21 protein-coding genes are annotated in these 24,340 nt (G+C 60.2%); 14 read left to right on the forward strand and 7 right to left on the reverse strand.

The genetic code is table 11. The annotated features are described in order from the left end of the window. Positions 1 to 23: 23 nt before the first annotated feature. The gene (locus EL2594_RS04405; RefSeq protein WP_011413838.1) at positions 24 to 1,955 is read right to left on the reverse strand and encodes a cytochrome c/FTR1 family iron permease; all 1,932 of its coding nucleotides are present in this window, start codon (positions 1,953 to 1,955) and stop codon (positions 24 to 26) included. Beyond that, positions 1,952 to 2,593 carry a cation transporter gene (locus tag EL2594_RS04410; RefSeq protein WP_011413839.1) on the reverse strand — a complete coding sequence of 214 codons (642 nt, stop codon included), beginning with the start codon at positions 2,591 to 2,593 and terminating at the stop codon, positions 1,952 to 1,954. Before EL2594_RS04410 ends, EL2594_RS04405 begins: the two co-directional genes overlap by 4 nt. A gap of 138 nt (positions 2,594 to 2,731) precedes the next feature. Between EL2594_RS04410 and EL2594_RS04415 the strand changes: the two genes are divergently transcribed. Further along, the gene (locus tag EL2594_RS04415) at positions 2,732 to 3,127 is read left to right on the forward strand and encodes a MerR family transcriptional regulator (RefSeq protein ID WP_010412699.1); all 396 of its coding nucleotides are present in this window, start codon (positions 2,732 to 2,734) and stop codon (positions 3,125 to 3,127) included. 26 nt (positions 3,128 to 3,153) lie between these two features. Here EL2594_RS04415 and lspA read toward each other — a convergent pair whose 3' ends face one another. After that, positions 3,154 to 3,720: a signal peptidase II gene (lspA, locus tag EL2594_RS04420; RefSeq protein ID WP_225899969.1), complete on the reverse strand. Its 567-nt coding sequence runs from the start codon at positions 3,718 to 3,720 to the stop codon at positions 3,154 to 3,156. 425 nt (positions 3,721 to 4,145) lie between these two features. Here lspA and EL2594_RS04425 point away from each other — a divergent pair, with 425 nt between their 5' ends. The 10 genes from EL2594_RS04425 to EL2594_RS04465 all read left to right on the forward strand — a co-directional run bounded on the left by EL2594_RS04425 (position 4,146) and on the right by EL2594_RS04465 (position 18,903). Further along, positions 4,146 to 5,786, forward strand: coding sequence for an acetolactate synthase large subunit (locus EL2594_RS04425; RefSeq protein ID WP_011413840.1), 1,641 nt, complete (start codon positions 4,146 to 4,148; stop codon positions 5,784 to 5,786). Continuing rightward, a complete protein-coding gene (locus EL2594_RS04430; protein ID WP_010412709.1) occupies positions 5,783 to 7,189 on the forward strand; it encodes an aldehyde dehydrogenase family protein in 1,407 nt (468 codons plus the stop codon). Before EL2594_RS04425 ends, EL2594_RS04430 begins: the two co-directional genes overlap by 4 nt. 430 nt (positions 7,190 to 7,619) lie before the next feature. Further along, positions 7,620 to 8,063 carry a CBS domain-containing protein gene (locus EL2594_RS15105; protein WP_010412712.1) on the forward strand — a complete coding sequence of 148 codons (444 nt, stop codon included), beginning with the start codon at positions 7,620 to 7,622 and terminating at the stop codon, positions 8,061 to 8,063. A gap of 95 nt (positions 8,064 to 8,158) precedes the next feature. Further along, positions 8,159 to 8,569: a hypothetical protein gene (locus EL2594_RS04435; protein WP_010412715.1), complete on the forward strand. Its 411-nt coding sequence runs from the start codon at positions 8,159 to 8,161 to the stop codon at positions 8,567 to 8,569. A 123-nt stretch (positions 8,570 to 8,692) separates the two neighbouring features. Then, on the forward strand, positions 8,693 to 9,928 hold the full coding sequence (locus EL2594_RS04440; protein WP_010412718.1) for a TolC family protein: 1,236 nt from the start codon (positions 8,693 to 8,695) through the stop codon (positions 9,926 to 9,928). Next, complete coding sequence (locus EL2594_RS04445; RefSeq protein WP_011413841.1) at positions 9,925 to 11,433, forward strand: efflux RND transporter periplasmic adaptor subunit; 1,509 nt, start codon at positions 9,925 to 9,927, stop codon at positions 11,431 to 11,433. The genes EL2594_RS04440 and EL2594_RS04445 overlap by 4 nt, the downstream gene beginning before the upstream one ends. Then, positions 11,430 to 14,597 (forward strand): efflux RND transporter permease subunit, encoded by a 3,168-nt coding sequence (locus EL2594_RS04450; RefSeq protein ID WP_011413842.1) that lies wholly within the window; start codon positions 11,430 to 11,432, stop codon positions 14,595 to 14,597. The genes EL2594_RS04445 and EL2594_RS04450 overlap by 4 nt, the downstream gene beginning before the upstream one ends. Continuing rightward, the gene (locus EL2594_RS04455) at positions 14,576 to 14,959 is read left to right on the forward strand and encodes a copper-binding protein (protein WP_225982093.1); all 384 of its coding nucleotides are present in this window, start codon (positions 14,576 to 14,578) and stop codon (positions 14,957 to 14,959) included. The genes EL2594_RS04450 and EL2594_RS04455 overlap by 22 nt, the downstream gene beginning before the upstream one ends. A gap of 185 nt (positions 14,960 to 15,144) precedes the next feature. Continuing rightward, positions 15,145 to 16,560 (forward strand): multicopper oxidase family protein, encoded by a 1,416-nt coding sequence (locus tag EL2594_RS04460; protein ID WP_232508280.1) that lies wholly within the window; start codon positions 15,145 to 15,147, stop codon positions 16,558 to 16,560. 12 nt (positions 16,561 to 16,572) lie between these two features. Continuing rightward, positions 16,573 to 18,903 carry a heavy metal translocating P-type ATPase gene (locus tag EL2594_RS04465; protein ID WP_010412733.1) on the forward strand — a complete coding sequence of 777 codons (2,331 nt, stop codon included), beginning with the start codon at positions 16,573 to 16,575 and terminating at the stop codon, positions 18,901 to 18,903. A gap of 46 nt (positions 18,904 to 18,949) precedes the next feature. Here the strand turns inward: EL2594_RS04465 and EL2594_RS04470 are convergent, their stop codons facing one another. Next, positions 18,950 to 19,753 carry a sulfite exporter TauE/SafE family protein gene (locus EL2594_RS04470; protein WP_010412736.1) on the reverse strand — a complete coding sequence of 268 codons (804 nt, stop codon included), beginning with the start codon at positions 19,751 to 19,753 and terminating at the stop codon, positions 18,950 to 18,952. A gap of 31 nt (positions 19,754 to 19,784) precedes the next feature. After that, positions 19,785 to 20,114, reverse strand: a complete 330-nt coding sequence (locus EL2594_RS04475; protein WP_010412740.1) for an ArsR/SmtB family transcription factor — start codon at positions 20,112 to 20,114, stop codon at positions 19,785 to 19,787. A 99-nt stretch (positions 20,115 to 20,213) separates the two neighbouring features. Between EL2594_RS04475 and EL2594_RS04480 the strand changes: the two genes are divergently transcribed. The 3 genes from EL2594_RS04480 to EL2594_RS15110 are packed head-to-tail and all read left to right on the forward strand — an operon-like array spanning position 20,214 to position 22,106. Then, on the forward strand, positions 20,214 to 20,666 hold the full coding sequence (locus EL2594_RS04480; RefSeq protein WP_010412743.1) for a beta-lactamase hydrolase domain-containing protein: 453 nt from the start codon (positions 20,214 to 20,216) through the stop codon (positions 20,664 to 20,666). A gap of 44 nt (positions 20,667 to 20,710) precedes the next feature. Then, on the forward strand, positions 20,711 to 21,619 hold the full coding sequence (locus EL2594_RS04485; protein WP_010412746.1) for an MBL fold metallo-hydrolase: 909 nt from the start codon (positions 20,711 to 20,713) through the stop codon (positions 21,617 to 21,619). A gap of 40 nt (positions 21,620 to 21,659) precedes the next feature. Continuing rightward, a complete protein-coding gene (locus EL2594_RS15110; protein ID WP_081432281.1) occupies positions 21,660 to 22,106 on the forward strand; it encodes a DoxX family protein in 447 nt (148 codons plus the stop codon). Between the two features lie 78 nt (positions 22,107 to 22,184). Here the strand turns inward: EL2594_RS15110 and EL2594_RS04490 are convergent, their stop codons facing one another. Together EL2594_RS04490 and EL2594_RS04495 are read right to left on the reverse strand one after the other, a co-directional pair. Then, positions 22,185 to 23,537: an MBL fold metallo-hydrolase gene (locus tag EL2594_RS04490; protein ID WP_010412751.1), complete on the reverse strand. Its 1,353-nt coding sequence runs from the start codon at positions 23,535 to 23,537 to the stop codon at positions 22,185 to 22,187. A gap of 71 nt (positions 23,538 to 23,608) precedes the next feature. Next, positions 23,609 to 24,313 (reverse strand): NAD(P)-dependent oxidoreductase, encoded by a 705-nt coding sequence (locus EL2594_RS04495; protein ID WP_011413844.1) that lies wholly within the window; start codon positions 24,311 to 24,313, stop codon positions 23,609 to 23,611. Between the last annotated feature and the right edge of the window lie 27 nt (positions 24,314 to 24,340).

Below are 24,340 nucleotides of genomic sequence, written 5' to 3' on the forward strand. Positions count from 1 at the left end.
CGCCGTAATAGAAAGATATAATATCACACTGCATCGCGTGACCGGTCATTGTTTGATGCTCGGGTGTGATTAATCCAGAAACCAAGTAAAAGTACGGATGCCATTGCAAGTTGAGCGCCAATCACTTGGAACGTCGGATAAACTCCAAGCATACTTAGTCGCGGACCGCCGGCTATCGGCGCAATTCCGATCACACCCGCTTCCTGCAAGCCCGCGATCCCTTTGCCAATCAGGACAATCGCAAGCAGGGCGATGAGCACCGAACTGTAGGCAAAGAACTTTCCGATCGGCAGCGTCCGGCTGTAGCGCAGCAGCAGCCAGGCGATGACGACAAGGAGCAAACCGGCCGTGGCAGCGCCCGCCAGCAGATAGCCCGTACTTCCCTGAGCGGACAGCGCAGCGTAAAAGAGGATGGTTTCGAAGACCTCTCTATAGACGACAAGGAATACGATCCCGAACAGGAACCAGAGCGATCCGCGCGAAAGCGCCTTGCCAAGCTTGTCGCGGATATAGCGCTGCCAATTGTCTGCCTGTGATTTTCCGTGCATCCAGACGCCAACCGACAGAAGGACCAGCGCTGCAATCAGCGAACCGAATGCCTCGATCGATTCCCGGCCGGCACCGCTGATGTCGAGAAGATAGGTCGCCGCAAGCCAAGTAAGCGCGCCTGCCACCAGCGCACCGGTCCACCCGCCATGAACAAATCGCAATGCCCGATCCTGTCCCGCCTTCCTCACGAAAGCGATCATGGCGATCACGATCAGCAATGCCTCCAGACCCTCGCGGAGGAGGATCGCGAAAGATGCCACGAAGGTTGACCAGCCCGTCGCAGATTCCGGCGCAAGGACATTTTCAGCCTGTACGAGCAAACCCTCGATGGCCCGGATCCGTTCGCTTATCGCAGAGGTCGGCAGATCTGCGTCGATGGCTGCACGCAAGTCCATCATCCCGCTCTCGATACGCACCAGAAGATCCGGATTGCGTGTCGCCAATATCGGTTCGACGGGTTCGAACCCGTCCAAATATGCCGACAGTGCGAGCTCCTTGGCCCGGGAAATATTCCCGTTCGCGTGGGCGCGTTCAGCTTCTGCGAGCCGGGTACGTGTGATGCCAAGAGGCCCCGCTACATCGGCGATCGCCGACGGGTTGGCCCGAAGATAGGCCATGAGCGCGTCCGCGCGCACTTGCCCGATCTCTCCTGCCAGTTCGTCCGGCGTGATCTTCGTGAGAGCGGCAAGATCGGGAAAGCGTTTGCGTAGTTCGGAATCTGACTTCCATAGACGCGCCCCTTCGTCGACCGCCTCAAAGGCGACGGATCCCGAATAGAAGGCCAGGGCCCAACGATCGTCGGAGGAGAGCTGCGAGAAACCGGGCATGGCGGTGCCATCGATCCCTTGGTCGATAACCTGATAGAGACCCATAATGCTGCGCTGACGCGCGCGATCGACGTCGGTAAATGCGATCGGCGGTGGATCAAGGCCCGCAGACGCCGGCCCGCGACCGTTTCCTGACACCCCGTGGCAACTGGCACAAGTCTCCTGGTACAGCAGTCTTCCGCGCTCAAGATCGGGCGCCCTCGAAGGCGAGAGCGTGATCGGATAGATGGCTAGGAGATCCGCAGCGAGCTTTCTGGCTGCCGTGGCAACTTGATCAACGGGGGCCATCGAGAGGATATCGGCTTCAAGTTGCTTCGCGTTTGCCTCTAGCCGAACGCGACCGGGGCGTTCAGGCAATTCCGCAATACCCGATCGTACCGTACCGGCGAATTCGACCATTTCCTCATATTCGACTTCGTTGACGACTTCGCCGTCCTCGACGGCAGCTGCATAATCTACCGCCATGTAATCGAGCAGGCGCCAGATCGTGTTGGGTTCTGCCGCCAACGCTTGCGCGCTGCCGAACGACAACAGAAGGGCCAGGCAAATGCCGGACAGGCGCGCCAAATATTTCATCATGCAATCTGCTGCGTTTTCATATCGCTGCGCGCATGGCGGATAATTTCGAGAGCCGAATGGAGGAACAAAAACGCAATCGCAGCGGCCACGATGATATCAGGCCATGCGCTTCCCAACCAATAAACCAAACCGGCTGCGACGATGACCGCGACATTGGCCAGGGCATCGTTGCGTGAAAATAGCCATATCGCGCGCGCTTGAGCATCGCCTCCTTTGCGAAAGCGAGCGAGCACAAAAACGGCGGCAAGGTTGATAAGCAGGGCGACAAAACCCACCCAGCCCATGATGCCGGCTTCCGGCTGCACCATATCGAACATGCGCCAGATCGCCGCGCCGATCACACTCACACCAAGCGCCGCCAGAAACAAACCTTGCGCGAGCGCCACCCGAGCACGCGTCGATGCCGTCCATCCGAGCGCAAGCAGTCCGATGAAGGTGATCGAGCCATCGCCAAGGAAATCCAGCGCGTCGGCTTTGAGCGCCTGGCTCGCGGCTAAAAACCCGGCGGCCAGCTCGATCATGCCGAAACCGACATTGAGGATAATCACGATCCAAAGCGCGCGGCGGTATTGCGGATCGTCAACCGCCCTCTCGGGGTCGCCGGTGCAACCACAGTCTTCCGAATCATCTAAACTCATGATTTTTGAGCTTTACAATCTCCAGTTACTGGAGGATCAAGGACTTTCTGCGCACCTTTCGCAGAAAGTCTGACGGCCGATGTGCGATTGCGTCGCGGAGACACACACCCTGCGATGGCCATCATCGAGGATTAAAGAATGCAGATAGGAAAAATTGCCCGCGCGACCGGGACCAAAGTCAACACCGTTCGCTATTATGAAGAGATCGGTCTTCTGAAGCCCGCTCCGCGCTCCCAGTCGGGACGAAGGATTTACGCAGACGCCGATGTCGAACGGCTCGCATTCATCCGGCGGGCTCGGGGTTTGGGCTTTTCGGTGTCCGAAGTTCGCTCGCTGCTCGAAGTGTCGGACGCACCAAACCGGGATTGCAAGGACGCTGCGACTTTGGCACGAAATCATTTGCGCCGGGTGGAAGAGCAGATCGAACAGCTGCAGGCGATGAGACAGGAACTGATCGGCCTGGCACGGGCCTGCGATGGGGGCACTGCCACCGACTGCGGCATCATCGGCGGGCTTGCTAGAAAATCCGCCTGAAGATTGCCTTGGCAAAAGCGCAGAATCTACACTTTCGGCGCGGTGCCATCGTCGCGCTGCGTTTCTCCGGACCACCAGGTAACGAGAAACAATGCCACTCCAAGGACTATTCCGACATCCGCGAGATTGAACGCCGGCCAGTGATAGCCGCCGACATAGAAGTCGAGAAAATCGGTGACCGCTCCGTCCGCCAGTCGGTCGGCAACGTTACCCAATGCACCGCCAATGATCGAACCTATCGCGGCGGATTCGAGGCGTACGGTACTGCGCCAGAGCCATCTGGCCAGAACGCCCACGACAAGAAGCGCGAACCCGGACAGCAAATAGGGCGCGATTGGATTGCCGGAACTCAGGAGGCCGAATGTAACACCGCGATTATATCCGAGCACCAGATTGAAGAATGGAAAAACATCTATCACGCGGGCAGGGTCCATGACCACATTCACAATAAGCCATTTTGAAATGAGATCGCTCGCGAAGACTGCGACGGCGATCGAAAGACCAAGACTTCGGTACATATTGGTTCCTTGGATGATCGGCAGATATCTCTGATTCTCTGGACGATAGAAATCAGGTCTGGGCCCGGTACTCATCGATCATGTCAATGCAGAGAGGTCAACTGTCCCGCCGATCACTGGCCCAGCCATTCAGGCATCCGAATGTCATCGGCACGTGATCCCAGCGCGGGAAAATATCTGTCTCCGCCATGCCTTGATGGGCAAGCAAAACATTTTCGCCGATGTCGCAAATTGCACCGGTTTCGCGTGGGGGCACACGAGGTGGATCGCGGACTCATACTGCGGCGGTGGGAATGTCAAGAAACGGAGTCCCTACCTTCTTGCCAAATCCAAAGGTCATGTTTTTAGGATACTTTTTGCGGCTACGCGCATTTCAGAACATTCGCTGAACGGCATGGTGCGAATGAGGCGAGGCTCCTTGCGTCTGTGACTCTCTTTGCGGTTGTAGTGAGAAAGCATTGCCGTAGGGCATTCATGCTTCTGAAAAGGGAATATCGAAAATGAAAGCCTCTGACTTGTTTATCGCTGCATTAGAGGCTGAAAAGGTGGAATACATCTTTGCCGTTCCCGGCGAAGAAAACCTCGACCTGCTGGAATCCCTGCGCACGTCCTCAATCGAATTGGTATTGACGCGCCATGAGCAAGGTGCGGGCTTTATGGCGGCGACCTATGGCCGTCTGACCGGCAAGGCGGGGGTTTGCCTCGCAACTCTCGGGCCTGGTGCGACGAACCTGACAACTCCGGCGGCCTATGCCGCGCTCGGGGCCTTTCCGCTCATCATCATCACCGGGCAGAAACCGATAAAGACATCGAAACAGGCGCAGTTCCAAATTGTCGACGTTGTTTCGCTGTTTACTCCGCTATGCAAGGCTTCGACCCAGATCGTGAACGGCAATCGCATCCCCTCGCTCGTTCGCGAAGGTTTCCGACTTGCTCAGGAAGAAAGACCGGGCGCTGTGCTGCTCGAGCTTCCGGAAGATATTGCTGAAGAGGAAACGATCGAACCGGTCATACCGCCGCATCAAAGGCGTTATGCGGTCGCCGGAGATGCGGCGCTCGACGAAGCGGCCGAGCGGATCATCGCGGCTGAGCGGCCACTGCTGCTAATCGGAGCCGGAGCAAACCGCCGCCGCGCTTCGAAGGCGCTGCGGAAATTCGTGTCCGATACCGGTTTTCCCTTTTTCGACACCCAGATGGGCAAGGGCGTGGTCGACGAAGATAGCGAACTCTATCTGGGCACCGCGGCCCTATCTTCGGACGATTATGTTCACTGCGCGATCGAGAAGGCCGATCTGATCGTCAATATCGGTCACGACGTGGTGGAGAAGCCGCCATTCTTCATGGAGCCGGACGGTCAGACTGTCATTCATATCAATTACAAGGCGGCCGAAGTCGATCAGGTCTATTTCCCGCAGCTGGAAGTCATCGGTGACATTGCCGGTTCGGTCGAGCGGCTGGGAAACCGTTTGGATGGCAACTTGCAGTGTGATCGCAGCTACTACACCGCCCTGCATCACGAGATTGCTTCGCACATTTCCGAAACCAGCGACGACGACCGTTTTCCAATGGTTCCCCAACGCGTCGTTGCCGACGTTCGCAGCGTAATGGCACGCGATGATATCGTCGCGCTCGACAACGGCATCTACAAGATCTGGTTCGCTAGAAACTACATCGCTCATGAGCCTGGCACCATTCTGCTCGACAATGCATTGGCGACGATGGGCGCGGGCCTTCCATCCGCCATGATGGCGGCGATTCTCACGCCCGGGCGCAGGGTTCTCGCGGTGTGCGGCGATGGCGGGTTCATGATGAACTCGCAGGAACTGGAAACGGCCGTCAGGCTTGGCCTGAACCTCGTCGTGCTCATCCTGAACGACGCGGCATACGGCATGATCCGGTGGAAGCAGGGCCAGCTCGGCTTTCCGGACTACGGCCTGACCTTTTCCAATCCCGACTTTGTCACTTATGCCAAGAGCTATGGAGCGACCGGCCACCGTGTCGAGCGAAGCGCGGATCTGGTTTCGGTCCTGAACGCCGCATTCGAGGCTGGCGGCGTGCACCTTGTCGACCTGCCCGTCGACTATTCCGAAAACAAGAAAGTGCTGATCGACGAACTCGGCGCGAAGGTGTGCGAGCTATGAAAACGATCGTTCACAATCCCTTCGACCGCTCGCCGATTGCAGAAGTGGCGCTTGTCGACTGGGCTCAAATCGATGAATGGCTGAATGAAGCGCAGTTGCTCCACCGCGAACGCAGTTGCTGGCTTGCTGTGCATGAGCGTATCGCCATCCTCCGGCGAACGGCGGATATCATGCGCGAACGAGCCGAAGAACTGGCTCTCCAGATCGTCAGGGAGGGCGGGAAGCCCCTGGTCGATGCGCGGGTGGAAGCCGGTCGCGCGATCAATAGCGTCGACTTGTGCGTTCAGGCGCTGAGCGATGGCGGGGGCCACGAGATCCCCATGGACCTGACAGAAGCGGGTGCGGGTAGGACGGCGTATACATTCCGCGAGCCGATCGGTCCTGTCGTGGCGATCTCGGCATTCAATCACCCCCTCAACCTGATCGTCCATCAGGTTGGACCGGCGGTAGCAGCCGGGTGCCCCGTTCTTATCAAGCCTGCGCTGGAAACACCTCTGTCATGCCAGAGCTTCGTGAGCATTCTCCATGAAGCCGGCCTGCCTGAGGCCTGGTGCCGGTTCGCACCTTGCGGCAACGACATCGCCGAAAGAATGGTAACCGATTCGCGCACGGCGTTCTTCTCATTCATCGGTTCTGCGAAAATCGGCTGGATGCTTCGCTCGAAGCTGGCGCCGGGAACCCGCATTGCTCTCGAGCACGGCGGTGCGGCGCCGGTAATCGTGGACAGCGGCGTGGAGCGCGCAGCAGTGATCGCCTCGTTGCTCAAAGGCGGGTTCTATCATTCGGGTCAGGTCTGCGTTTCCGTACAGCGCGTATTCGTCCCTGCTGCAGAATTGAAAGACTTCGCCAATGACCTAGGGCGAGCTGCCGAAAAGCTCGTCGTGGGCGATCCCGCCGTTGCTGAAACCCAATGCGGCCCCTTGATCCGGACGGAGGAAGTCGACCGCGTCGAACGCTGGGTCGATGATGCCATCGCAGCAGGCGGCACCCTGGTGTGCGGGGGAAGCCGTCTGAGTGACACTCTTTTCTCTCCGACCGTCATTCTCGATCCTCCCGAAAGTGCCAATGTGTCCCGGCAAGAAATCTTCGGCCCCGTGATCTGCGTGTATGGCTATGACGATATCGACCTGGCTATCGAGCAGGCCAATGCCCTGCCTTACGCCTTTCAGGCCGCTGTATTCACCGATCGGCTGTCAATCGCCAATCATAGCATCGGCTCTCTGGCTGGATCGGCTGTGATGGTGAACGACCATACGGCATTCCGCGTGGACTGGATGCCCTTTGCAGGCCTGCGCCGCTCCGGCCTTGGTGTCGGCGGGATCGCCTACACGATGGCGGATATGAGCTTTGAAAAAATGGCCGTCTGGAATTGGCCAGAGGGTGGTTTTCGATCAGATCGATAGGAGCGTTCGATGATTGTCCCGCACACGGTCTATTGAAAGAGCAGTGACTTATCGCTGCTACCCGATCTTCAACATCATGAAGACTGAGACGAGAGATGGCCGCGAATTCTTCATAAAGCGGGCAGACATTTGCATTAGGGCGGCTATCGCAGCGGAGACTGTGAAGAGCAATGAAGCGGGCCGGTGCCTGTGCCTCACGCCTCTCGGCGGACCCATACTTCTGTATTCCTGGGCTTCTGGGTAAGGCCTATTCAGATGCTAGCGCCTTCCATGAGGTGGCGAATGCCATTCTACAGCTTTCGTTCGGCATGACCGTGCCCGTTCGTCCATATCGATTTCATCCGGAAATGCGAGAGGAACATTATCCGGCGCCTCGCCGTTGCAATGGTACGCAAATATTCAGGTATTTAATAGAAATTGGAGACATATCATGGAAGCCAAGAATGTGATGACCTCGAATCCTGCATGCTGCAATCCTTCGACCAGTGTACGGGAGGCCGCTAATCTCATGGTGAAAAACGACTGCGGCGAAATTCCGGTTGTAGATGATTCCGGCACACTTGTCGGTGTGATTACCGATCGTGACATTGCTTGTCGCTGCGTTGCAGACGGCAAGTCTTCTGACACGTCGGTAGAAGACGTGATGACAAGCTCTCCGATTACTGTGACACCCGACACGAGTGTCGATGATTGTCGCAGCAAAATGGAGGACAACAAAGTTCGGCGGCTTCCTGTTGTGGACGAGAGTGGCAAATGTTGCGGCATCGTTTCACAAGCCGACATTGCTCGGCATGCGAACGAAAAAGAGACCGGCGATCTGGTGCGTGAGGTATCGGAACCCACCGAGGAAGCGTCAAAGTCAGGTTGCTGTTAGGCAAATTTGGGCAATAGGTTTGGGCTTCGGGTTTGCTGAAGCGAAAACATAAATCTGGCCTTTGTCTTCAGCCTGATAACCGACTTGCACGTCGTATGCGTTCGGACTATCCCAAACCGGTGACGTATATTCGTGCTCTTACTTTGATCTGCTTCAGCTTCGGCCTGTTTGTGCAGGTCGCAGCACAGGCAGCTGTTCCGCAGATTGAAGTGGCCGGAACGACTGATTGCGCTGAAATGGTGCAAGGCATGCCCAATCACCCAATGCCCGGGCAGGTGATCGCCGATAAGGACAAGGTCGATCAGCACGGGCCTTGCCGCGAGATGACACTCGATTGTCTTGTTGCTATGAATTGTCTCCCGCCGCTGGCGCTCACCGCTGCGGGACTTGCGCAAACAGAATCGCTTTTTGTTGCGCCTCAGTACCTTTCCGCGAGTGCCAGCAGGCTCGAGAGCCAGCCGCTACCGCCGGAATCGCCACCTCCACAACCCCAGCTCACCATCTAGCATTTCCCGGGCGGTGCATCGCGCCGCTTGCGAGCTTGACGGATAAACAGGCCCAGCGCCCGGTTGCTCGCCCGCGTGCGCCGTGGCCCTTCCCGGTCAGCTCGCTTTGAAAGAGTAAGAATTATGGATTGGCGCATTGGCTGGGTGCCGTTTTCGGCCCTGCTCGCCGCGCAGACTGCCCAAGCACAGTCTGTCGGATACGAGGAAATACTGGCGGTAGCACGAGGCGAACAACCCGTTCTGGAAGCTGGCGCGCTGCGTGTACAATCGCGGCGCGAGGCAGCGGAAGCGGCGGATGAGCTTCCCGATCCGCGCGTACGCGCAGGTATCATGAACCTTCCTGTGACCGGACCTGCCGCGTTCGACCCAGACCGGCAACTCCCCACGCAGATCGCAATCGGTATCGAGCAGGAAATCCCAAATCTCGCCCGTCGACGGGCGAGGTTCGGCGTTGCCAGTTCGGAAGTGCGGCTCGCCGAGGCACGCCTTGGCATGGCCGAGCGTATTCTTCTCGCCGATGCGGGCACGGCCTGGGTCCGGCTCCATTATGCGCAAGCGCGGCTTGATCTTGCCCAGGCTGCGCTGGACGACCTGAGAGCATTCGTTCCGGTTGCCAACAGTGCAGTTGCTTCGGGGTCGGCCCGCCCGGCGGAGAGCCTGGCAATCCGGCGCGAGCTACTCGGAATTGAAGACGCGATTACCGCTATCGAAGCCGAGCGCGAGACTGCGCAAGCGCAGATTTCCCGATATATACCGCTCGCAGATCCGGTTGCTTTGGGAGCCGCGCCATCGGCTGTCCTCGATGAGGAGCAGCTGCGGTTCGAGCTCGAAAGCAATCCCGAAATCCTGCTGGCCGATGCCGAACGAGGCCGGGCCGAAGCCGGTGTCGCGCTCGCACGCGCCGAGAAACGACCCGATTTCGGGGTGAGCGTCACCTATGGTCGCCGCAATCCTGATTTCGGCGATGCGGTGTCGATCATGGGGTCCATTACACTGCCGATCTTTACCGACCGGCGGCAGAATCCGCGCATTGCCGCTGCCGAAGCCGAAGCCGCTGCCGCATCGGCCGAGCGCGAGGATCGCAGGCGCGCGTTGGTTGCCGGTTTCGAAGCTGATCTGGCAACCTGGCGCAGCACAGTGCGGCAATGGGGACGCGCGCGTGACGAGCTTCTTCCGCTGGCGCGCGACCGCGCGGACCTCGATACAGCGAGTTTCGCGGCCGGGCGTGCCGATCTCGTCGATGTGATTGCGGCGAAATCCGCGCTCGCGCTGCTCGAACTGGAGATACTCGAGCGCGAACAGGCAGCTGTCGAGGCGGCGGTGAGGCTGCGACTGACCTACGGGGAGAGCAGGCCATGAACTCCGCGCTCGAACGATTCACACCGCGCCAGCGCATGTATGCGGCTGGACTTGGTATTGCTCTGGTCAGTCTGTTGGCGGGCTACGGTCTCTCAATGCTCGGCAGCGAGAGCGGCGGCGATGCAGCGACAGATACGGGCTGCGAGGACGTGCTCTATTGGTACGATCCGATGGTCCCTGACCAGCGCTTCGACGAGCCGGGCAAATCTCCTTTCATGGACATGCAGCTGGTCCCCAAATGCGCGGGCGGCGACGCGCAGGGCGCCGGGGGTGTGAGTATCGATTCGACGCTCGTCCAGAATTTCGGGATCCGGACTGCTGAAGCGGAATATGGCGTGCTGGAGCCTGAAATCAGCGTCACCGGCACGCTCGCATATAACGGCAGCGAGATGGCGATCGTTCAGCCGCGCGCCGGCGGCTATGTTCAGCGGACCTACGGCCATGCACCGCAGGACCTGATTGCCAGAGGCGCTCCGATCGTCGACATTCTTGTGCCCGAATGGGGCGGCGCACAAAACGAGTATCTTGCTGTTGCCGCAACCGGCGACGAAGCGTTGACCCGGGCCGCCCGCGAGCGCCTGCGGCTGCTTGGCATGCCGGACTCGATGATCGCCTCGGTCACCCGAAGCGGAAGACCGCAAACGATCATCACCGTCACAGCACCGCAATCGGGCGCGATCACGTCGCTCGCAGTAAGGCCGGGCATGACCGTGGCGGCGGGCCAATCGCTGGCCGAGATCAGCGGGTACAGTCCGATCTGGCTCGAGGCGGCGGTACCCGAGGCACTGGCTGGCAACGCGCGTGTCGGGCAGCCGGTGAGCGCCACGCTCACTGCCTTTCCCGGCGAACGGTTTGCCGGACGCATCATCGCCATTCTGCCGAGCGCGCAAGATGCGAGCCGCACGATAACCGTGCGGGCAGCGATGCCCAATCCGGGCCTGCGGCTCAAGCCGGGAATGTTTGCCCAAGTGATGCTCGCGCCTGAACGGCGCGAAGCGCTGCTGGTCCCTTCGGAAGCTGTCATTCGCACCGGCGAGCGGACCCTGGCGATGATCGCGCAGGGAGGTGGCGGCTATCGGCCCGCCGAAATCCGTATCGGCCGCGAAGCGAACGGACGGACCGAAGTCCTTGCCGGGCTGGCTGCAGGAGAGAGAGTGGTCACCTCGGGCCAGTTCCTGCTCGATTCCGAAGCCAGCCTTGCGGGCATCGACGTGCGTCCCGTCGATCAGGCACCATCCGGTGCGAGCGAAGACCGAGGGTCGGACGATGCAGATGAACCGCAGACTTATCGCGCGACCGGGACGATCGAGCGCATAAACGCCAACAGCGTGACCTTGCGCCACGGTCCGGTGCCTGCGCTCGAATGGCCGGCAATGACCATGCCCTTTGCCAGCGAAGGACCGGAACAGCTGCGCGGTTTTGCGCGCGGCGACCGGGTCTCCTTCACATTTGTGCAAGCCAGTACGGGGCCGCGCATCGTCTCGATCCGGAAAATCGGCCAATGATCGCGCGCATCATCGATAGCTCGATCGCCAACCGCTTTTTCGTGGTGCTGGCAGCGATCGGGTTGGCGCTGGCCGGTTTCTGGGCGGTACGGACGACGCCCGTCGATGCCCTGCCGGACCTTTCCGATGTACAGGTGGTGATCCGCTCGAACTATCCAGGTCAGGCGCCCCGTATCGTCGAGGACCAGGTGACCTATCCGATGGCCACGACCATGCTGTCGGTCCCCGGTGCCAAGACCGTGCGCGGCTATTCCTTTTTCGGAGACAGCTACGTCTATGTGATCTTCGAGGACGGGACCGACCTCTACTGGGCGCGCTCTCGCGTTCTGGAGTATCTGAACCAGGTCCAGAACCGCTTGCCCGACGGGGTTCAGAGCACACTCGGCCCTGATGCAACCGGGGTGGGCTGGATCTACGAATATGCGCTGGTCGACCGCAGCGGCGGTCACGACTTGGCCGGGCTCAGGAGCCTGCAGGACTGGTTCCTGCGCTACGAGCTGAAAACCATTCCCGGCATCGCCGAAGTCGCCAGCGTGGGCGGCATGGTCAAGCAGTACCAGATCGTGCTCGACCCCTATCGCATGGCTTCGCTGGGCGTGACGCTCGCGCAAGTGGTCCGCGCGGTGCAGGCAGGCAATCAGGAAACCGGGGGCTCTATCGTCGAAATGGGCGAGGCCGAATATATGGTCCGTGCCTCGGGCTATCTCGGCACGCTGGCGGATTTTCGCAGCATACCCTTGCGCGCCGAAGCGGGCGGCACTCCGGTAACGCTGGACGATGTGGCCAATATCCAGATCGGCCCGGAGCTGCGGCGCGGCATTGCGGAACTCAACGGCGAAGGCGAGGTTGCCGGCGGTATCGTCATTCTGCGCCAGGGCGCCGATGCGCGCAGCGCAATTGCGGCGGTCGAAGCGAAGCTCGAACAATTGCAGGCAAGCCTGCCCGAAGGGGTCGAGATCGTCACCACCTACGACCGTTCGCAATTGATCGATGCTTCGGTCGAAAACCTGACCTCCAAGCTCATCGAGGAATTCATTGTCGTTGCCCTGGTGTGCCTGCTGTTCCTGTGGCACGCGCGCTCGGCACTCGTCGCGGTCGTCACCCTTCCGCTCGGCGTGCTCGCGGCCTTCATCGTGATGCGCTTTCAGGGCGTAAACGCGAACATCATGTCTCTTGGCGGGATCGCCATCGCGGTCGGCGCGATGGTCGATGCTGCGGTGGTGATGATCGAGAACGCCCACAAGCATCTGGAGCGCTGGGCCGAGGAGAACCCTGACACGGTTCTGTCCGTCCAGGAGCGCTGGCGGATCGTCGCGGATGCCTCGAAGGAAGTCGGCCCGGCGCTGTTTTTCAGCCTGCTGATCATCACCTTGTCGTTTCTGCCGGTGTTCACCTTGCAGGCGCAGGAGGGACGGCTGTTCGCACCGCTGGCCTTTACCAAGACCTATGCCATGGCGGCTGCTGCGATCCTGTCGATCACTCTGGTTCCGGTGCTGATGGGATGGCTGGTGCGCGGAAAGATTCCGGCAGAGGACAGCAACCCGGTCAATCGCGTGCTGACCCGGGCCTATCGGCCCGGGCTAGACTGGGTGATGCGCCGCCCGAAGACCGCTTTGGTCATCGCTGGGCTGGTCTTCCTGACCACGCTCGTTCCCTTCTCGCGGCTTGGCGGCGAATTCCTGCCGCCGCTCGACGAAGGCGACCTGCTCTACATGCCCAGCGCCCTGCCTGGATTGTCTCCCGGAGAGGCGTCAGCGCTGCTACAGCGCACCGACCGGCTGATCATGACCGTACCGGAAGTCGAAACCGTGTTCGGCAAGGCCGGGCGCGCCGATACCGCCACCGATCCCGCCCCTCTCACAATGTTCGAGACGACCATCCGCTTCAAACCACGCGATGAGTGGCGCGAGGGCATGACACCGGATATGCTGGTCGAGGAACTGGACCGCGCCGTGCAGGTGCCTGGCCTTGCCAATGTCTGGGTGCCGCCGATCCGCAACCGGATCGACATGCTCGCAACCGGGATCAAGAGCCCGATCGGGGTCAAGGTTTCGGGCGAAGATCTCGGCGAGCTGGAACGCGTCGCGCTCCAGATCGAACAGGCGGCAAAGAACATTCCCGGCGTCAGTTCTGCGCTGGCTGAAAGGCTGTCGGGAGGCCGCTATGTCGATGTCGATATCGACCGGCTGGAAGCGGCCCGCTACGGTCTCAACATCGCCGACGTGCAGCAGATCGTCTCCGGCGCAATTGGCGGTGCCAATGTGGCCCGTACAGTCGAAGGCCTCGCAAGATACCCGATCAATGTTCGCTATCCGCGCGAGATCCGCGACAGTGTCGACGAGCTGCGCAATCTGCCGGTGCTGACCCCGTCTGGTCAGCAGATCACGCTTGGTACCGTTGCGCAGGTGCGTGTGACCAGCGGCCCGCCCATGCTCAAGAGCGAACAGGGCCGTCCCACAAGCTATGTCTATATCGATGTGCGCGGGCGCGATCTGTCTTCTGTGGTTGGCGATCTGCAGGAGGTTATCGCGGCCGAGGTCGATCTGCCTCCGGGCGTCAGCCTGTCCTATGCCGGGCAGTTTGAATATCTCACGCGGGCCTACGAACGTCTGCAGATCGTCGTTCCGGCTACGCTCGCGATCATATTCCTGCTGCTTTACCTGATCTTCCGCCGGTTCGACGAGGCGCTGCTCATCATGGGCACCTTGCCGTTCGCGCTGACAGGCGGCTTCTGGCTGCTTTACCTGATGGGATACAACCAGTCGGTCGCGACCGCCGTCGGCTTCATCGCGCTGGCCGGGGTGTCAGCCGAATTTGGCGTCATCATGCTGATCTATCTGAAAGCTGCGCTGGAGCGGCGCGGTGAGGACCCGGATGCGGAGGAAGTCTCCGCCGCCATCCGTGAAGGGGCATTGTTGCGCGTCCGGCCCAAGGCAATGACCGTCGCGGTCATCCTCGCCGGCCTGTTTCCGATCCTGATCGGCACTGGGGCTGGCTCCGAAGTGATGAGCCGCATCGCCGCGCCGATGATCGGCGGGATGATCACCGCGCCGCTCCTGTCCATGTTCGTGCTTCCCGCAGCCTATCTGTTGCTGCGTCGTCCCCGGCCGGAACGGCCAACCCAACCCCAAGGAGAAGAAGAATGCGTCACACAACCCTCATAACCCTATTGGCCGCGCCGCTGGCGCTGGCAGCCTGCGATTCTGGCCAGGACACTGCCGAGATGGAGGACATGCCGATGGCTGAAGATGCAATGATGATGGACGGCCAGGATATGCCGATGGCGGATACCGGCAACGCAATGCAGTCCGCGAGTGCGCAAGGCACCGTCACCGCCATCGACGCCGAAGCGGGTACGATCACCGTCGACCACGGCCCGGTTCCCGCAATCGAATGGCCGGCAATGACCATGGCGTTCGAAGCCGATGAGCAACTGCGCAGCGAAGTAAGCGTCGGTGAGGGCATTGCCTTTGAATTTCGTACTGGTTCTGAAGGCAGTGTGATCACGTCGATCACGAAGGAGTAAATCGGTTGGGCGGTGCCAGGCAAATCTGGTGCCGCCCATCGCGAAACAGGAGGAGCATGATCCGGACACCCCGCATAACCCAGGCATTCCCCGTGGACCGCCGCACACTGATCAAAAGCGCTGGTTTTGCTGCTGCAGGCTTTGCCGCGTTCCCGCTTGCGGGATGCAAAGCGCAAGACGCATCGATGCTGGACAGCACTGACGGATCCAATTTGCTCGCTATACCGCCCTTGCAGCGTGGCGAGATTGAGCAGGGCGCACGGGTTTTCCGCTTGTCTTTGACCCCAGGCCAGAAGGAATTCGTCACCGGTGTTGCTTCGCCCACCATCGGCATCGACGCACCCTATCTGGGACCGACGCTGGAAATGCGCCGGGGCGAGTGGGTGCAGTTCCATATCGACAACAAGCTGGCCGAAGGCGCTACGGTCCATTGGCATGGTTTCGAACTTCCTGCCGCAGCCGATGGCGGACCGCATCAGTTGATCCGTCCCGGCGAACGCTGGAGGCCTTCTTTCCAAGTTCGCCAGCGGGCTTCGCTCTACTGGTATCATTCACACTTGGAGCGCGGAGCCGGGCCGCAGGTCTATGCCGGGCTCGCCGCGCCGATCTATGTTCGCGACGACGAGGAAGAGCGCCTCGACTTGCCGAGCGACTATGGCGTCGACGACATTCCGCTGATCGTGCAGGACCGCGTGATCGATGGATCCGGCCGCTTGGTGTACCCGCTGAGTATGCACGCGCGGATGATGGGCGTGCGCGGGAGCCGGATATTCGTCAACGGCACTGAAAACGCTGTGTTCGACGCACAGACAGGCCAATTGCGGCTGCGCATCCTCAATGGATCGAACGCCCGCCTTTACGATTTTTCGCTCGAAGGTGATCGTTCGATGCAACTGATCGCGAGCGATGGCGGCTTGCTCGATCGTTCGCACATCGTCCGCTCGGTCAGGCTCGCCCCGGGGGAGCGCGCGCAGGTAATTATCGATCTCTCGGAAGGACGCCCGCTTCGCCTTCTTGCCAGCAGTCCCGAAAACGCCATGGGCATGATGGGCGGACGCGGAATGATGGGCGGCGGGATGATGGGGCGCGGCGATAGCGGCGATGCTTCCGCAGACGTGTTTCAAATCCTCGATATCAGGCCGGCAAGTTCGGCCCAGCGCATCAGGGTGCCGACACAACTGGCATCGCTTGCTCCAACCGACCCGTCGTCAGCCGTCCGAACCCGGCGTTTCGTTCTCGACATGGGCATGATGGGCGGCGGAATGTCCATTAACGGTGCTGCGATGGACATGAATGTGATCAACGAACGTGTGCCAGTCGGCCAATGGGAAATCTGGGAGATCGCCAACGCTTCGATGATGGCCCACCCGTTTCATATCCATAACGTCCAGTTTCGTGTGATCGACCGCGATGGCCGAGCGCCCCCACCATTGGAAACCAGTTTGAAGGATACCGTGATCGTCAACCCGCGCGAGCAGGTACGCCTTCTCCTGCGTTTTGAAGAACACACCGACCCAGACCTGCCCTACATGTATCACTGCCACATTCTCGAACACGAGGATGCAGGCATGATGGGGCAGTTCGTAGTCGTGAAGAGCTAGGAAGGACAGGCGATGAGCAAGGACCAGAGTGTGATCGAGGGTACCGCGATCGACCCGGTATGCGGCATGAGCGTTGCAATCGACGGGGCTCAGCATATCGCGACGCATGAGGGCGCGACACACTATTTCTGTTCGCCGCGCTGTCACGACAAGTTCGTCACCGATCCCGAGCTCTATCTCTCGGGCGCGCATCTCGACGCGGTCGAGGATGTGCCCGAAGGCACGATCTACACCTGTCCGATGCACCCTGAAATCCGCCAGCCCGGGCCGGGTTCATGCCCGATTTGCGGCATGGCGCTCGAACCGGAAACCGTTTCGCTGGGCGATGGCCCCGACCCCGAACTGGTCGACATGCTGCGTAGGTTCTGGTGGAGCGCGCTGCTCACGCTGCCTCTGTTCGTCTATGCGATGAGCGACATGGCACCGGGGCTCAGTTTCGACCGTCTGATAGAACCGGCCTGGGCGCAGTGGGCGCAATTTGCGCTCGCAACCCCGGTGGTTCTATGGGGCGCCTGGCCGTTCTTCGTTCGGGCCATCCAGTCGCTCAAGACGCGCAATCTCAACATGTTCACCCTGATCGGGTTCGGCGTGGCCATCGCCTATCTTTTTAGCGTCGTGGCGACGGTCGCGCCCGATCTGTTCCCTGCAGCGTTCCGCGACCATTCGGGACGGGTCGGGGTCTATTTCGAGGCGGCAGCGGTCATCACGACGCTCGTTCTGCTCGGACAGGTCCTCGAGCTCAAGGCCAGGGGTTCGACCTCGAGCGCCTTGCGCGCACTGCTCGAGCTGGCACCGCCCAGCGCGGTCAAGATCTTTGGCTCAGGCGACGAGCGCGAGGTGCCGCTCGATCAGCTAACCACAGGCGATCGTCTGCGCGTTCGACCCGGCGACAAGGTTCCCGTCGATGGCGAAATCGAGGAGGGATCGAGCGCGATCGATGAATCCATGATCAGCGGCGAACCGCTTCCGGTCGCCAAACAGGCTGGCGACATTGTCATCGGCGGCACGGTCAACCAGACTGGAGGGTTCGTCATGCGCGCAACCGGCGTGGGCAAGGACACGATGCTGTCCAAGATCGTCCAGATGGTGGCCGACGCGCAGCGCAGCCGCGCACCGATCCAGCGGCTCGCCGATCAGGTGGCTGGCTGGTTTGTGCCTGCGGTGGTTGTGATCGCCATCGCCACCTTCGTGGTCTGGGCAATCTGGGGTCCCGCCCCTGCGCTTGCCTACGCATTGGTCAATGCCATTGCGGTCCTGATCATCGCTTGTCCCTGCGCGCTTGGCCTCGCTACGCCGATGTCGATCATGACAGGCACAGGCAAGGGTGCCCAGCACGGCATCCTGATCCGCAATGCCGAAGCGCTGGAGACACTCGAGAAGATCGATACGCTGGTGGTCGACAAGACCGGCACGTTGACGATAGGCAAGCCCGATCTGGTGGCGGTGAAGCCTGCAGACGGCATCGACGAAACTGAATTCCTGGCAGCGGTTGCAGGTGTCGAAATGGGCAGCGAGCATCCGCTGGCCCATGCCATCGTCGAAGGCGCAAAAGCGCGCGGCGTCTCGCCCGCCAATGCCACGGATCTCGCTTCGACGACCGGGGAAGGTGTTGAAGCCAATGTCCAGGGGGGCCGGGTTGCGATCGGCAACGAAAAGATGATGCGGCGCGTCGGGATCGATGACGAGGCCTGGCTCGGCTCGGCCGAAAATGGCCGCAAGCAGGGTCAGACGGTGATGTTCGTTGCGTTCGATGGCCGTCCGGCAGGGCTCATCGCGGTGGCCGATCCGATCAAGCCTACCAGTGCAGCGGCCATTGCGGCTCTGCACAAGCGCGATATCCGGGTCGTTATGCTCACGGGCGACAGCCGCGGCACTGCCGAAGCGGTCGCGCGCGAAATGGGTATCGACGAGGTACACGCCAATGTCTCGCCCGAAGACAAGCACCGCAAGATCGAAGAGCTGAAAGCGCAAGGTCGCCGGGTCGGCATGGCCGGGGACGGGATCAACGATGCTCCTGCGCTGGCTGCCGCCGATGTTGGTATTGCCATGGGCACTGGTACCGATGTGGCGATCGAAAGCGCCGGGGTCACACTGGTTCGTGGTGATTTGACAGGAGTGGTGCAGGCCACCGTGCTGTCGCGCGGAACGATGCGCAACATCCGGCAGAACCTGTTTTTCGCCTTCGCTTACAATACGCTCGGCATTCCGGTCGCAGCAGGCGTACTGTTTCCATTCTTCGGAGTGCTACTCAGCCCGATGATCGCGGCAGCGGCGATGAGCTTGTCTTCGGTGTCTGTGATCGGCAACGCCCTGCGTCTGCGCGGCTTGAGCTTCGCCCGGTGAACAGCAGTGTTGATCCTTCGGACAATTCGGTTCGAAAAGGCAGCGATCACGTTATGGCTGTTATCGCCCATTGGCCGCTTATGAAGATGCCAACGAGGATGATGACCGCCGCGAATATAAAGTTCAGCGCTCGTTTGCGCTTAGCCAACAGGTTCGATGCGCGAGTACCCAGCCAGCCGCCTATACCGCCGCCGCCGATGAAAAACGCGGCAATCTCCCAATCGACGAGTCCGTCGAGGGCGTAATTGGCGGCTGTGGTCGTACCGAAAGCGGCTACAGAGACCAGCGAGGAGCCGATCGCGTTGAGAATCGGCATGGCCGTCGCGGCAACCAGACCCGGCACCACCAGAAAGCCCCCGCCGATACCGAAGAAACCGGACAGTCCGCCTACCAGCAATCCTCCGAACGCGAGGCGCGGGGTGAGGCGCAGCGCCGTGGCTCGGGTGAGCTGGACATCCGGGTCGGATCCGCCCGATTTCTCGCGCAGCATCGAGAGGCCGACGACAATCATCACCAGACCGAACAGGCCCAAAAGCAGATCGCCCGATGTAATTTTTCCCAGGCTTGATCCGGCGGCAGCTCCGACAACGCCGAATGCTGCGAATAGGCCTGCGCAGCGCCACTTCACATTGCCGCCTCGCGCATGGAACAATAAGTTTGCCAAGGCGCTGGCCGCCACCGCAGCAGCGGACGTGGCGATAGCGACATGGGTGTCGTGAACACCGACGACATACACAAGCAACGGCACTGCGAGGATCGATCCCCCACCGCCGAGTAGTCCAAGCGAAAAGCCCACGAGGAGGCCCGAGGTAAGCGATAGGAGCGCCACGATGACGCCGATATCCATCATCCGGGATTGTCCAACATAACTGAAAGCCTGTTCAATGGCCGTCTGCTGGACCGGTCGTATCGTCGGCGGAGCTGCAATAGATGGCGTAGAGCGTTTCCAGCACCCGGCGCGGCGCATCGCCGCAAAGCGAATAATGGATCGTGCGGCCATCGCGCCGCGCTGCGACCAGGCCATCCTTCCGCATAAGCGCCAGATGCTGCGAAACCACGGTTTCCCGAAGTTCCAGCAGTTCGGCCAGCTCGCCCACGCTGCGCTCGCCTTCAACCAATTGGCAGGCGATCATCAGGCGGTTGTGGCTGCCCAGCGCCTTGAGCAATGCCACCGCCTTTTCGGCTTGATCGCGAATATCTTCGGCTTTCATACTTGCATATATGCGAAGGTATGAATATAAAGTCAATCGTAATCTGCTGCCGCGCAATCGCGGACCCGGACCTTTGAACCTGAACCAGGATGATGCCTTATGACCCAAATCAAGATCCTCAATGGCAGATTCGCCGTCTCGACCGCTCCGCCTTCCGAGGGCGACCTGCGCGCATTGGCGGAGGATGGTTACAAGGCGGTCGTCAACCTGCGCTGCCAGGATGAGGCGGATCAGCCTCTCGCCCCGGACCGCGAAGGTGAAGTGGTGGCATCGCTCGGCCTTGAATATTGTCACTTGCCGGTGGCGGGCGGCACCATATCGGACGAGCTCGTCGATGAGTTCAGGGCCAGTGTCGAAGCGCTTCCGAAGCCGGTGCTGGTCCATTGCGCCTCGGGCAAGCGCGCAGGAGCCTTCACAATAATGCATCTGGCGTCGCAGCAGGGAATGAGCGGCGATGCGACCCTACAGAAGGCGGCGGATATGGGCTTCGTGTGCGACGAACCGGCGCTGGAAAACTTCGTCCGTAATTACGTCGACCGGGCGCAGGACTGACCTACGCAGAACCGCTCTCAACCAGCATACGAAAAGACTATTCGATGAAACCCGACATAGAGGCATTTTTCGACACGAACACGAACACCGTGACCTATGTCGTGTCCGATCCTGCAACCAAGGCGTGCGCGGTGATCGATCCGGTGCTCGATTTCGATGCCGCAGCGGCGCGAACGGCGACTAAGTCCGCCGATAAAGTGATCGAATTCGTCCGGCAAATGGATTTCAAGTGCGAGTGGATCCTGGAAACCCATGTCCATGCCGATCACCTTTCCGCCGCACCCTACATCCGCCGCGCACTAGGCGGCAAACTTGCTATTGGTAGCGAGATCACCGTCACGCAGAACACCTTCGGGCCGATATTCAATGCCGGAGTGGACCTGCCACGCGATGGACGCCAGTTCGACCATTTGTTTGCCGATAATGACAGCTTTGACCTAGGCGCCATATCGGCCCAGGCACTCCATACGCCGGGACATACGCCCGCGTGCATGACCTATGTTATCGGAGACGCCGCCTTTGTCGGCGATACGCTGTTCATGCCCGATTACGGCACGGCGCGGGCCGATTTTCCCGGCGGCGATGCACGCACGCTCTATCGCTCTATTCGCCGGATTTTCGAGCTACCGGAGGAGACGCGGCTGTTTATGTGCCACGACTACCTGCCGGAGGGCCGCTCGCAGCACCAATGGGAAACGACGGTGAAAGAACAAAAGCACAGCAACATTCATATCCATGCCGGGGTCGACGAGAATGCATTTGTAGCCATGCGTGAGGAGCGCGACAACCAGCTGGGTATGCCGCGCCTCATCCTGCCATCAATCCAGGTCAACATTCGCGGAGGGAATATGCCTCGCGCAGAAGGAAACGGTACGATCTATCTGAAACTGCCGGTCAACGTTTTGGGTGAACCACAGACGCCTCCCGAAGAAACTGGTCCGCGCACCCAATAAGTCTGCCATCGACGTATCAACCTGAGGGGGAAAGAACTCTATGATCCGGAATATGGAAAACAGCCTAGCGACATGGGCCGCAAAAGTGCGATTGATCGATCCGGTCTTCCGCCTCTGTTTGAGCCTCATATTCATCATAGGCGGATTGGGGCATTTTCTTGCGCATGAATATATGCTGGGCCGGATGGCATTGTCGCCATGGAAAGATCACGTTGCTCTAATTGGAGATGCGTCCATTCTTTTGTGGCTGTCTGGCTTGGTTTTCATCGGTGCAGGAACATCACTGGCCTTGGGGTGGATGACCCGGCTCTCATGCACCGCGTTATTTCTTACCCTCGTTCCGATAACTCTTGCGATCCATATCGCCCCAGGTCACACAGGTCCTTTGCTCAAAAATATCGCTATCCTGGGGGCGCTGGCATTCGTCTTCGTTCGAGGACCAGGAAGTCACTCGATGGATAAAGCGCCCGGTCGCGCTGCTCGTTGAGCGAAGAGCAAGCTCACCTACCACATACGAGCAAAATCTCGCAAAAGATTTTGGCTTGCTTTTCAAGATTTTGGCGCTTCAGCCGGAGGCGTTTGTCCACGCCCCCATAGAGCCCAGATAGATATCGAGGTGCTCGAAACCCTTGCTGGCCAGCCAACCCGCCGCAACGCTCGCCCGCATGCCGCTCGCGCACATCAGCGTGTAGTGGCGGTCGCGGTCGAGCTCTTCCCACCGCGTGTTGAGCTCACCGACATAGATATGTCCTGAGCCGTCGATGCTTGCTTCTTGCCGTTCGTCCGCGTCGCGCACGTCGAGCAAGGTCCACTCGCCGCTGTCTTGATCGAGCCTGCGCGCGACTTCCTCGGTGCCAATCATGGGAATGCTGCGCATCGCTTTGCCCTGTGCGGCGGCTGGAACCACGCCGACATAGCCGCCCACAACATTATCGAGACCGATGCGCACCAGATGGGCCATGGCCTGGGCTAGCTGGCCTTCCTCGGAAGCAATGAGGGCGATCCTGTCGCCTTCACCGAGGAACCATCCGGCAAAGGCCGGTATCATTCCAACCGGAAGGCACATGGCACCCGGCAGATGGCCGGCAGCGTAGGCGAGCGGCTCGCGCACATCGACCAGGTGATCGGCGCCGCTCTCGCTAAGGTCTTCCAGCCCCAGACGCCTTGGCCGCATGACGCGCGGCGCGGCATCGGACCCTGCAAGGTTGAGCCGCTCCATCAGCCGGAAATAGGGCGGCTGGTAGTGGTGCTCTGCTACCTTCGCCTCGATGAACTCGTCGCGGTCGGAGATGCGCAGGCGCGGGTTGTTGCGCCGCTCGTGGCCGATTGTCGAGAATTCCCGGTCCGCCATTCCCGACCCGCAGACCGAGCCCGCACCATGCGCCGGGTAGATAATCGCCTGATCGCCGAGGCCGCAAAGTTTCTGCAGGGAGTCGAATAGAAGGCCCGCGACTTCTTCCTTGCGCTCGGGATAGAAATCGGTGCGCCCGACATCGCCGACGAACAGGGCATCGCCGGTAAAGACGCCGACCGGCCCCTCGGAATATTCGCTGTCATGGATGACGAAAGCGAGATGATCGTCGGTGTGTCCAGGTGTTTCAAGCACTTCGATCTTCAATTGACCCAGCTCGAAACAATCGCCTTCGCGCGCGGTCCTGGCAAAGATGACTTCGCCTGCCGCGTTGGGCCCGTGATAGACCGTGGCTCCTGTCAAATTGGCCAAGATCGGCGAGCCGCTGAGCAGATCCTCATTGCGATGGGTTTCGAAGATATGCGTTATCTCCAGCCCTTCGGCCCGGGCCTTTTCGACATAGACCTCGCAGTCCCGGCGCGGATCGATGACCGCTGCCTTTCCGCCCGAGCCGATGATGTAGGAAAGGTGTGAGAGACCGGGGGTTTTGATTTTCTCCAGAAACATGCGACTTCCTTGTCTGTTGCTCAAAGTCTGTAACGTTCGGGCTCGTTACAGATTGAAAAATGTTACGACGTTTAATCGATCCCGAGTTCGGCCTTGATGGCGGCAGGACTTTCGAAACGTTCGGCTTCGGGCCTGCCGATGGCAGGCTTTGCGTTGATCCAGGTATCTTCGCACACGAATTCAAGCAGGCTCGCCGCTAGATCAGCATGACGGCAGCGGAAACAGCCTTCTGCCAAGCGTTCGTCCGTAATGACGGCATCGCCGGTGTAAGGCTCATCCAGCAGCCAGCCCGGCCGTGCGGCCGTCCATTTGGTGCCTTGGGCGTCGCTGAGCATCGCTTCCATGGCGCGCATCTGCTCGAGTATATTGAACAATGCAGGCTTGGCGGTGAGCTCAAACCAGGCCGGGACGCTCGACTGATGTTCGACAAAGGCAGCGGAGATCACGGCAATGCGGTCGATCTTCGTCTGTGCCATCGCCCCGAGCAGGTTGCGCGTGCCATCGGTATAAAGCGGCGGTGGATCGATCGCATTGCCCGGACCAAAAGCGACACCGAGGGTCGAGATAACCGCGCGGCAGCCATCGAGATCGCCAGCGAAATCGTCCGACAGCACATCGCATTCGATATATTCGAAGTCGCCCACCCGCTCGTCTGGTCCGGGCACCGTGTGTTCGAAGGCGCGGATCGGTATGTCCCGGGCAAGGGCATGCCTCAGTAGCTCGGTGCCGGTCTTCCCGCCTGCGCCGAAGACAGCGATGGGCCTCGTATCGGTCATCTGCTTGTTCCTGTTAAAACTGGTGAG

Origin of the sequence: Erythrobacter litoralis HTCC2594 (assembly GCF_000013005.1) — a bacterium.
GTDB lineage: Bacteria > Pseudomonadota > Alphaproteobacteria > Sphingomonadales > Sphingomonadaceae > Parerythrobacter > Parerythrobacter litoralis_A.

Bases quoted from the DNA above. Each gene is read 5' to 3' on its own strand.
- EL2594_RS04405 (WP_011413838.1), bottom strand. From the start codon at position 1,955: ATGATGAAATATTTGGCGCGCCTGTCCGGCATTTGCCTGGCCCTTCTG.
- EL2594_RS04410 (WP_011413839.1), bottom strand. From the start codon at position 2,593: ATGAGTTTAGATGATTCGGAAGACTGTGGTTGCACCGGCGACCCCGAG.
- EL2594_RS04415 (WP_010412699.1), top strand. From the start codon at position 2,732: ATGCAGATAGGAAAAATTGCCCGCGCGACCGGGACCAAAGTCAACACC.
- lspA (WP_225899969.1), bottom strand. From the start codon at position 3,720: ATGAGTACCGGGCCCAGACCTGATTTCTATCGTCCAGAGAATCAGAGA.
- EL2594_RS04425 (WP_011413840.1), top strand. From the start codon at position 4,146: ATGAAAGCCTCTGACTTGTTTATCGCTGCATTAGAGGCTGAAAAGGTG.
- EL2594_RS04430 (WP_010412709.1), top strand. From the start codon at position 5,783: ATGAAAACGATCGTTCACAATCCCTTCGACCGCTCGCCGATTGCAGAA.
- EL2594_RS15105 (WP_010412712.1), top strand. From the start codon at position 7,620: ATGGAAGCCAAGAATGTGATGACCTCGAATCCTGCATGCTGCAATCCT.
- EL2594_RS04435 (WP_010412715.1), top strand. From the start codon at position 8,159: ATGCGTTCGGACTATCCCAAACCGGTGACGTATATTCGTGCTCTTACT.
- EL2594_RS04440 (WP_010412718.1), top strand. From the start codon at position 8,693: ATGGATTGGCGCATTGGCTGGGTGCCGTTTTCGGCCCTGCTCGCCGCG.
- EL2594_RS04445 (WP_011413841.1), top strand. From the start codon at position 9,925: ATGAACTCCGCGCTCGAACGATTCACACCGCGCCAGCGCATGTATGCG.
- EL2594_RS04450 (WP_011413842.1), top strand. From the start codon at position 11,430: ATGATCGCGCGCATCATCGATAGCTCGATCGCCAACCGCTTTTTCGTG.
- EL2594_RS04455 (WP_225982093.1), top strand. From the start codon at position 14,576: ATGCGTCACACAACCCTCATAACCCTATTGGCCGCGCCGCTGGCGCTG.
- EL2594_RS04460 (WP_232508280.1), top strand. From the start codon at position 15,145: ATGCTGGACAGCACTGACGGATCCAATTTGCTCGCTATACCGCCCTTG.
- EL2594_RS04465 (WP_010412733.1), top strand. From the start codon at position 16,573: ATGAGCAAGGACCAGAGTGTGATCGAGGGTACCGCGATCGACCCGGTA.
- EL2594_RS04470 (WP_010412736.1), bottom strand. From the start codon at position 19,753: ATGATGGATATCGGCGTCATCGTGGCGCTCCTATCGCTTACCTCGGGC.
- EL2594_RS04475 (WP_010412740.1), bottom strand. From the start codon at position 20,114: ATGAAAGCCGAAGATATTCGCGATCAAGCCGAAAAGGCGGTGGCATTG.
- EL2594_RS04480 (WP_010412743.1), top strand. From the start codon at position 20,214: ATGACCCAAATCAAGATCCTCAATGGCAGATTCGCCGTCTCGACCGCT.
- EL2594_RS04485 (WP_010412746.1), top strand. From the start codon at position 20,711: ATGAAACCCGACATAGAGGCATTTTTCGACACGAACACGAACACCGTG.
- EL2594_RS15110 (WP_081432281.1), top strand. From the start codon at position 21,660: ATGATCCGGAATATGGAAAACAGCCTAGCGACATGGGCCGCAAAAGTG.
- EL2594_RS04490 (WP_010412751.1), bottom strand. From the start codon at position 23,537: ATGTTTCTGGAGAAAATCAAAACCCCCGGTCTCTCACACCTTTCCTAC.
- EL2594_RS04495 (WP_011413844.1), bottom strand. From the start codon at position 24,313: ATGACCGATACGAGGCCCATCGCTGTCTTCGGCGCAGGCGGGAAGACC.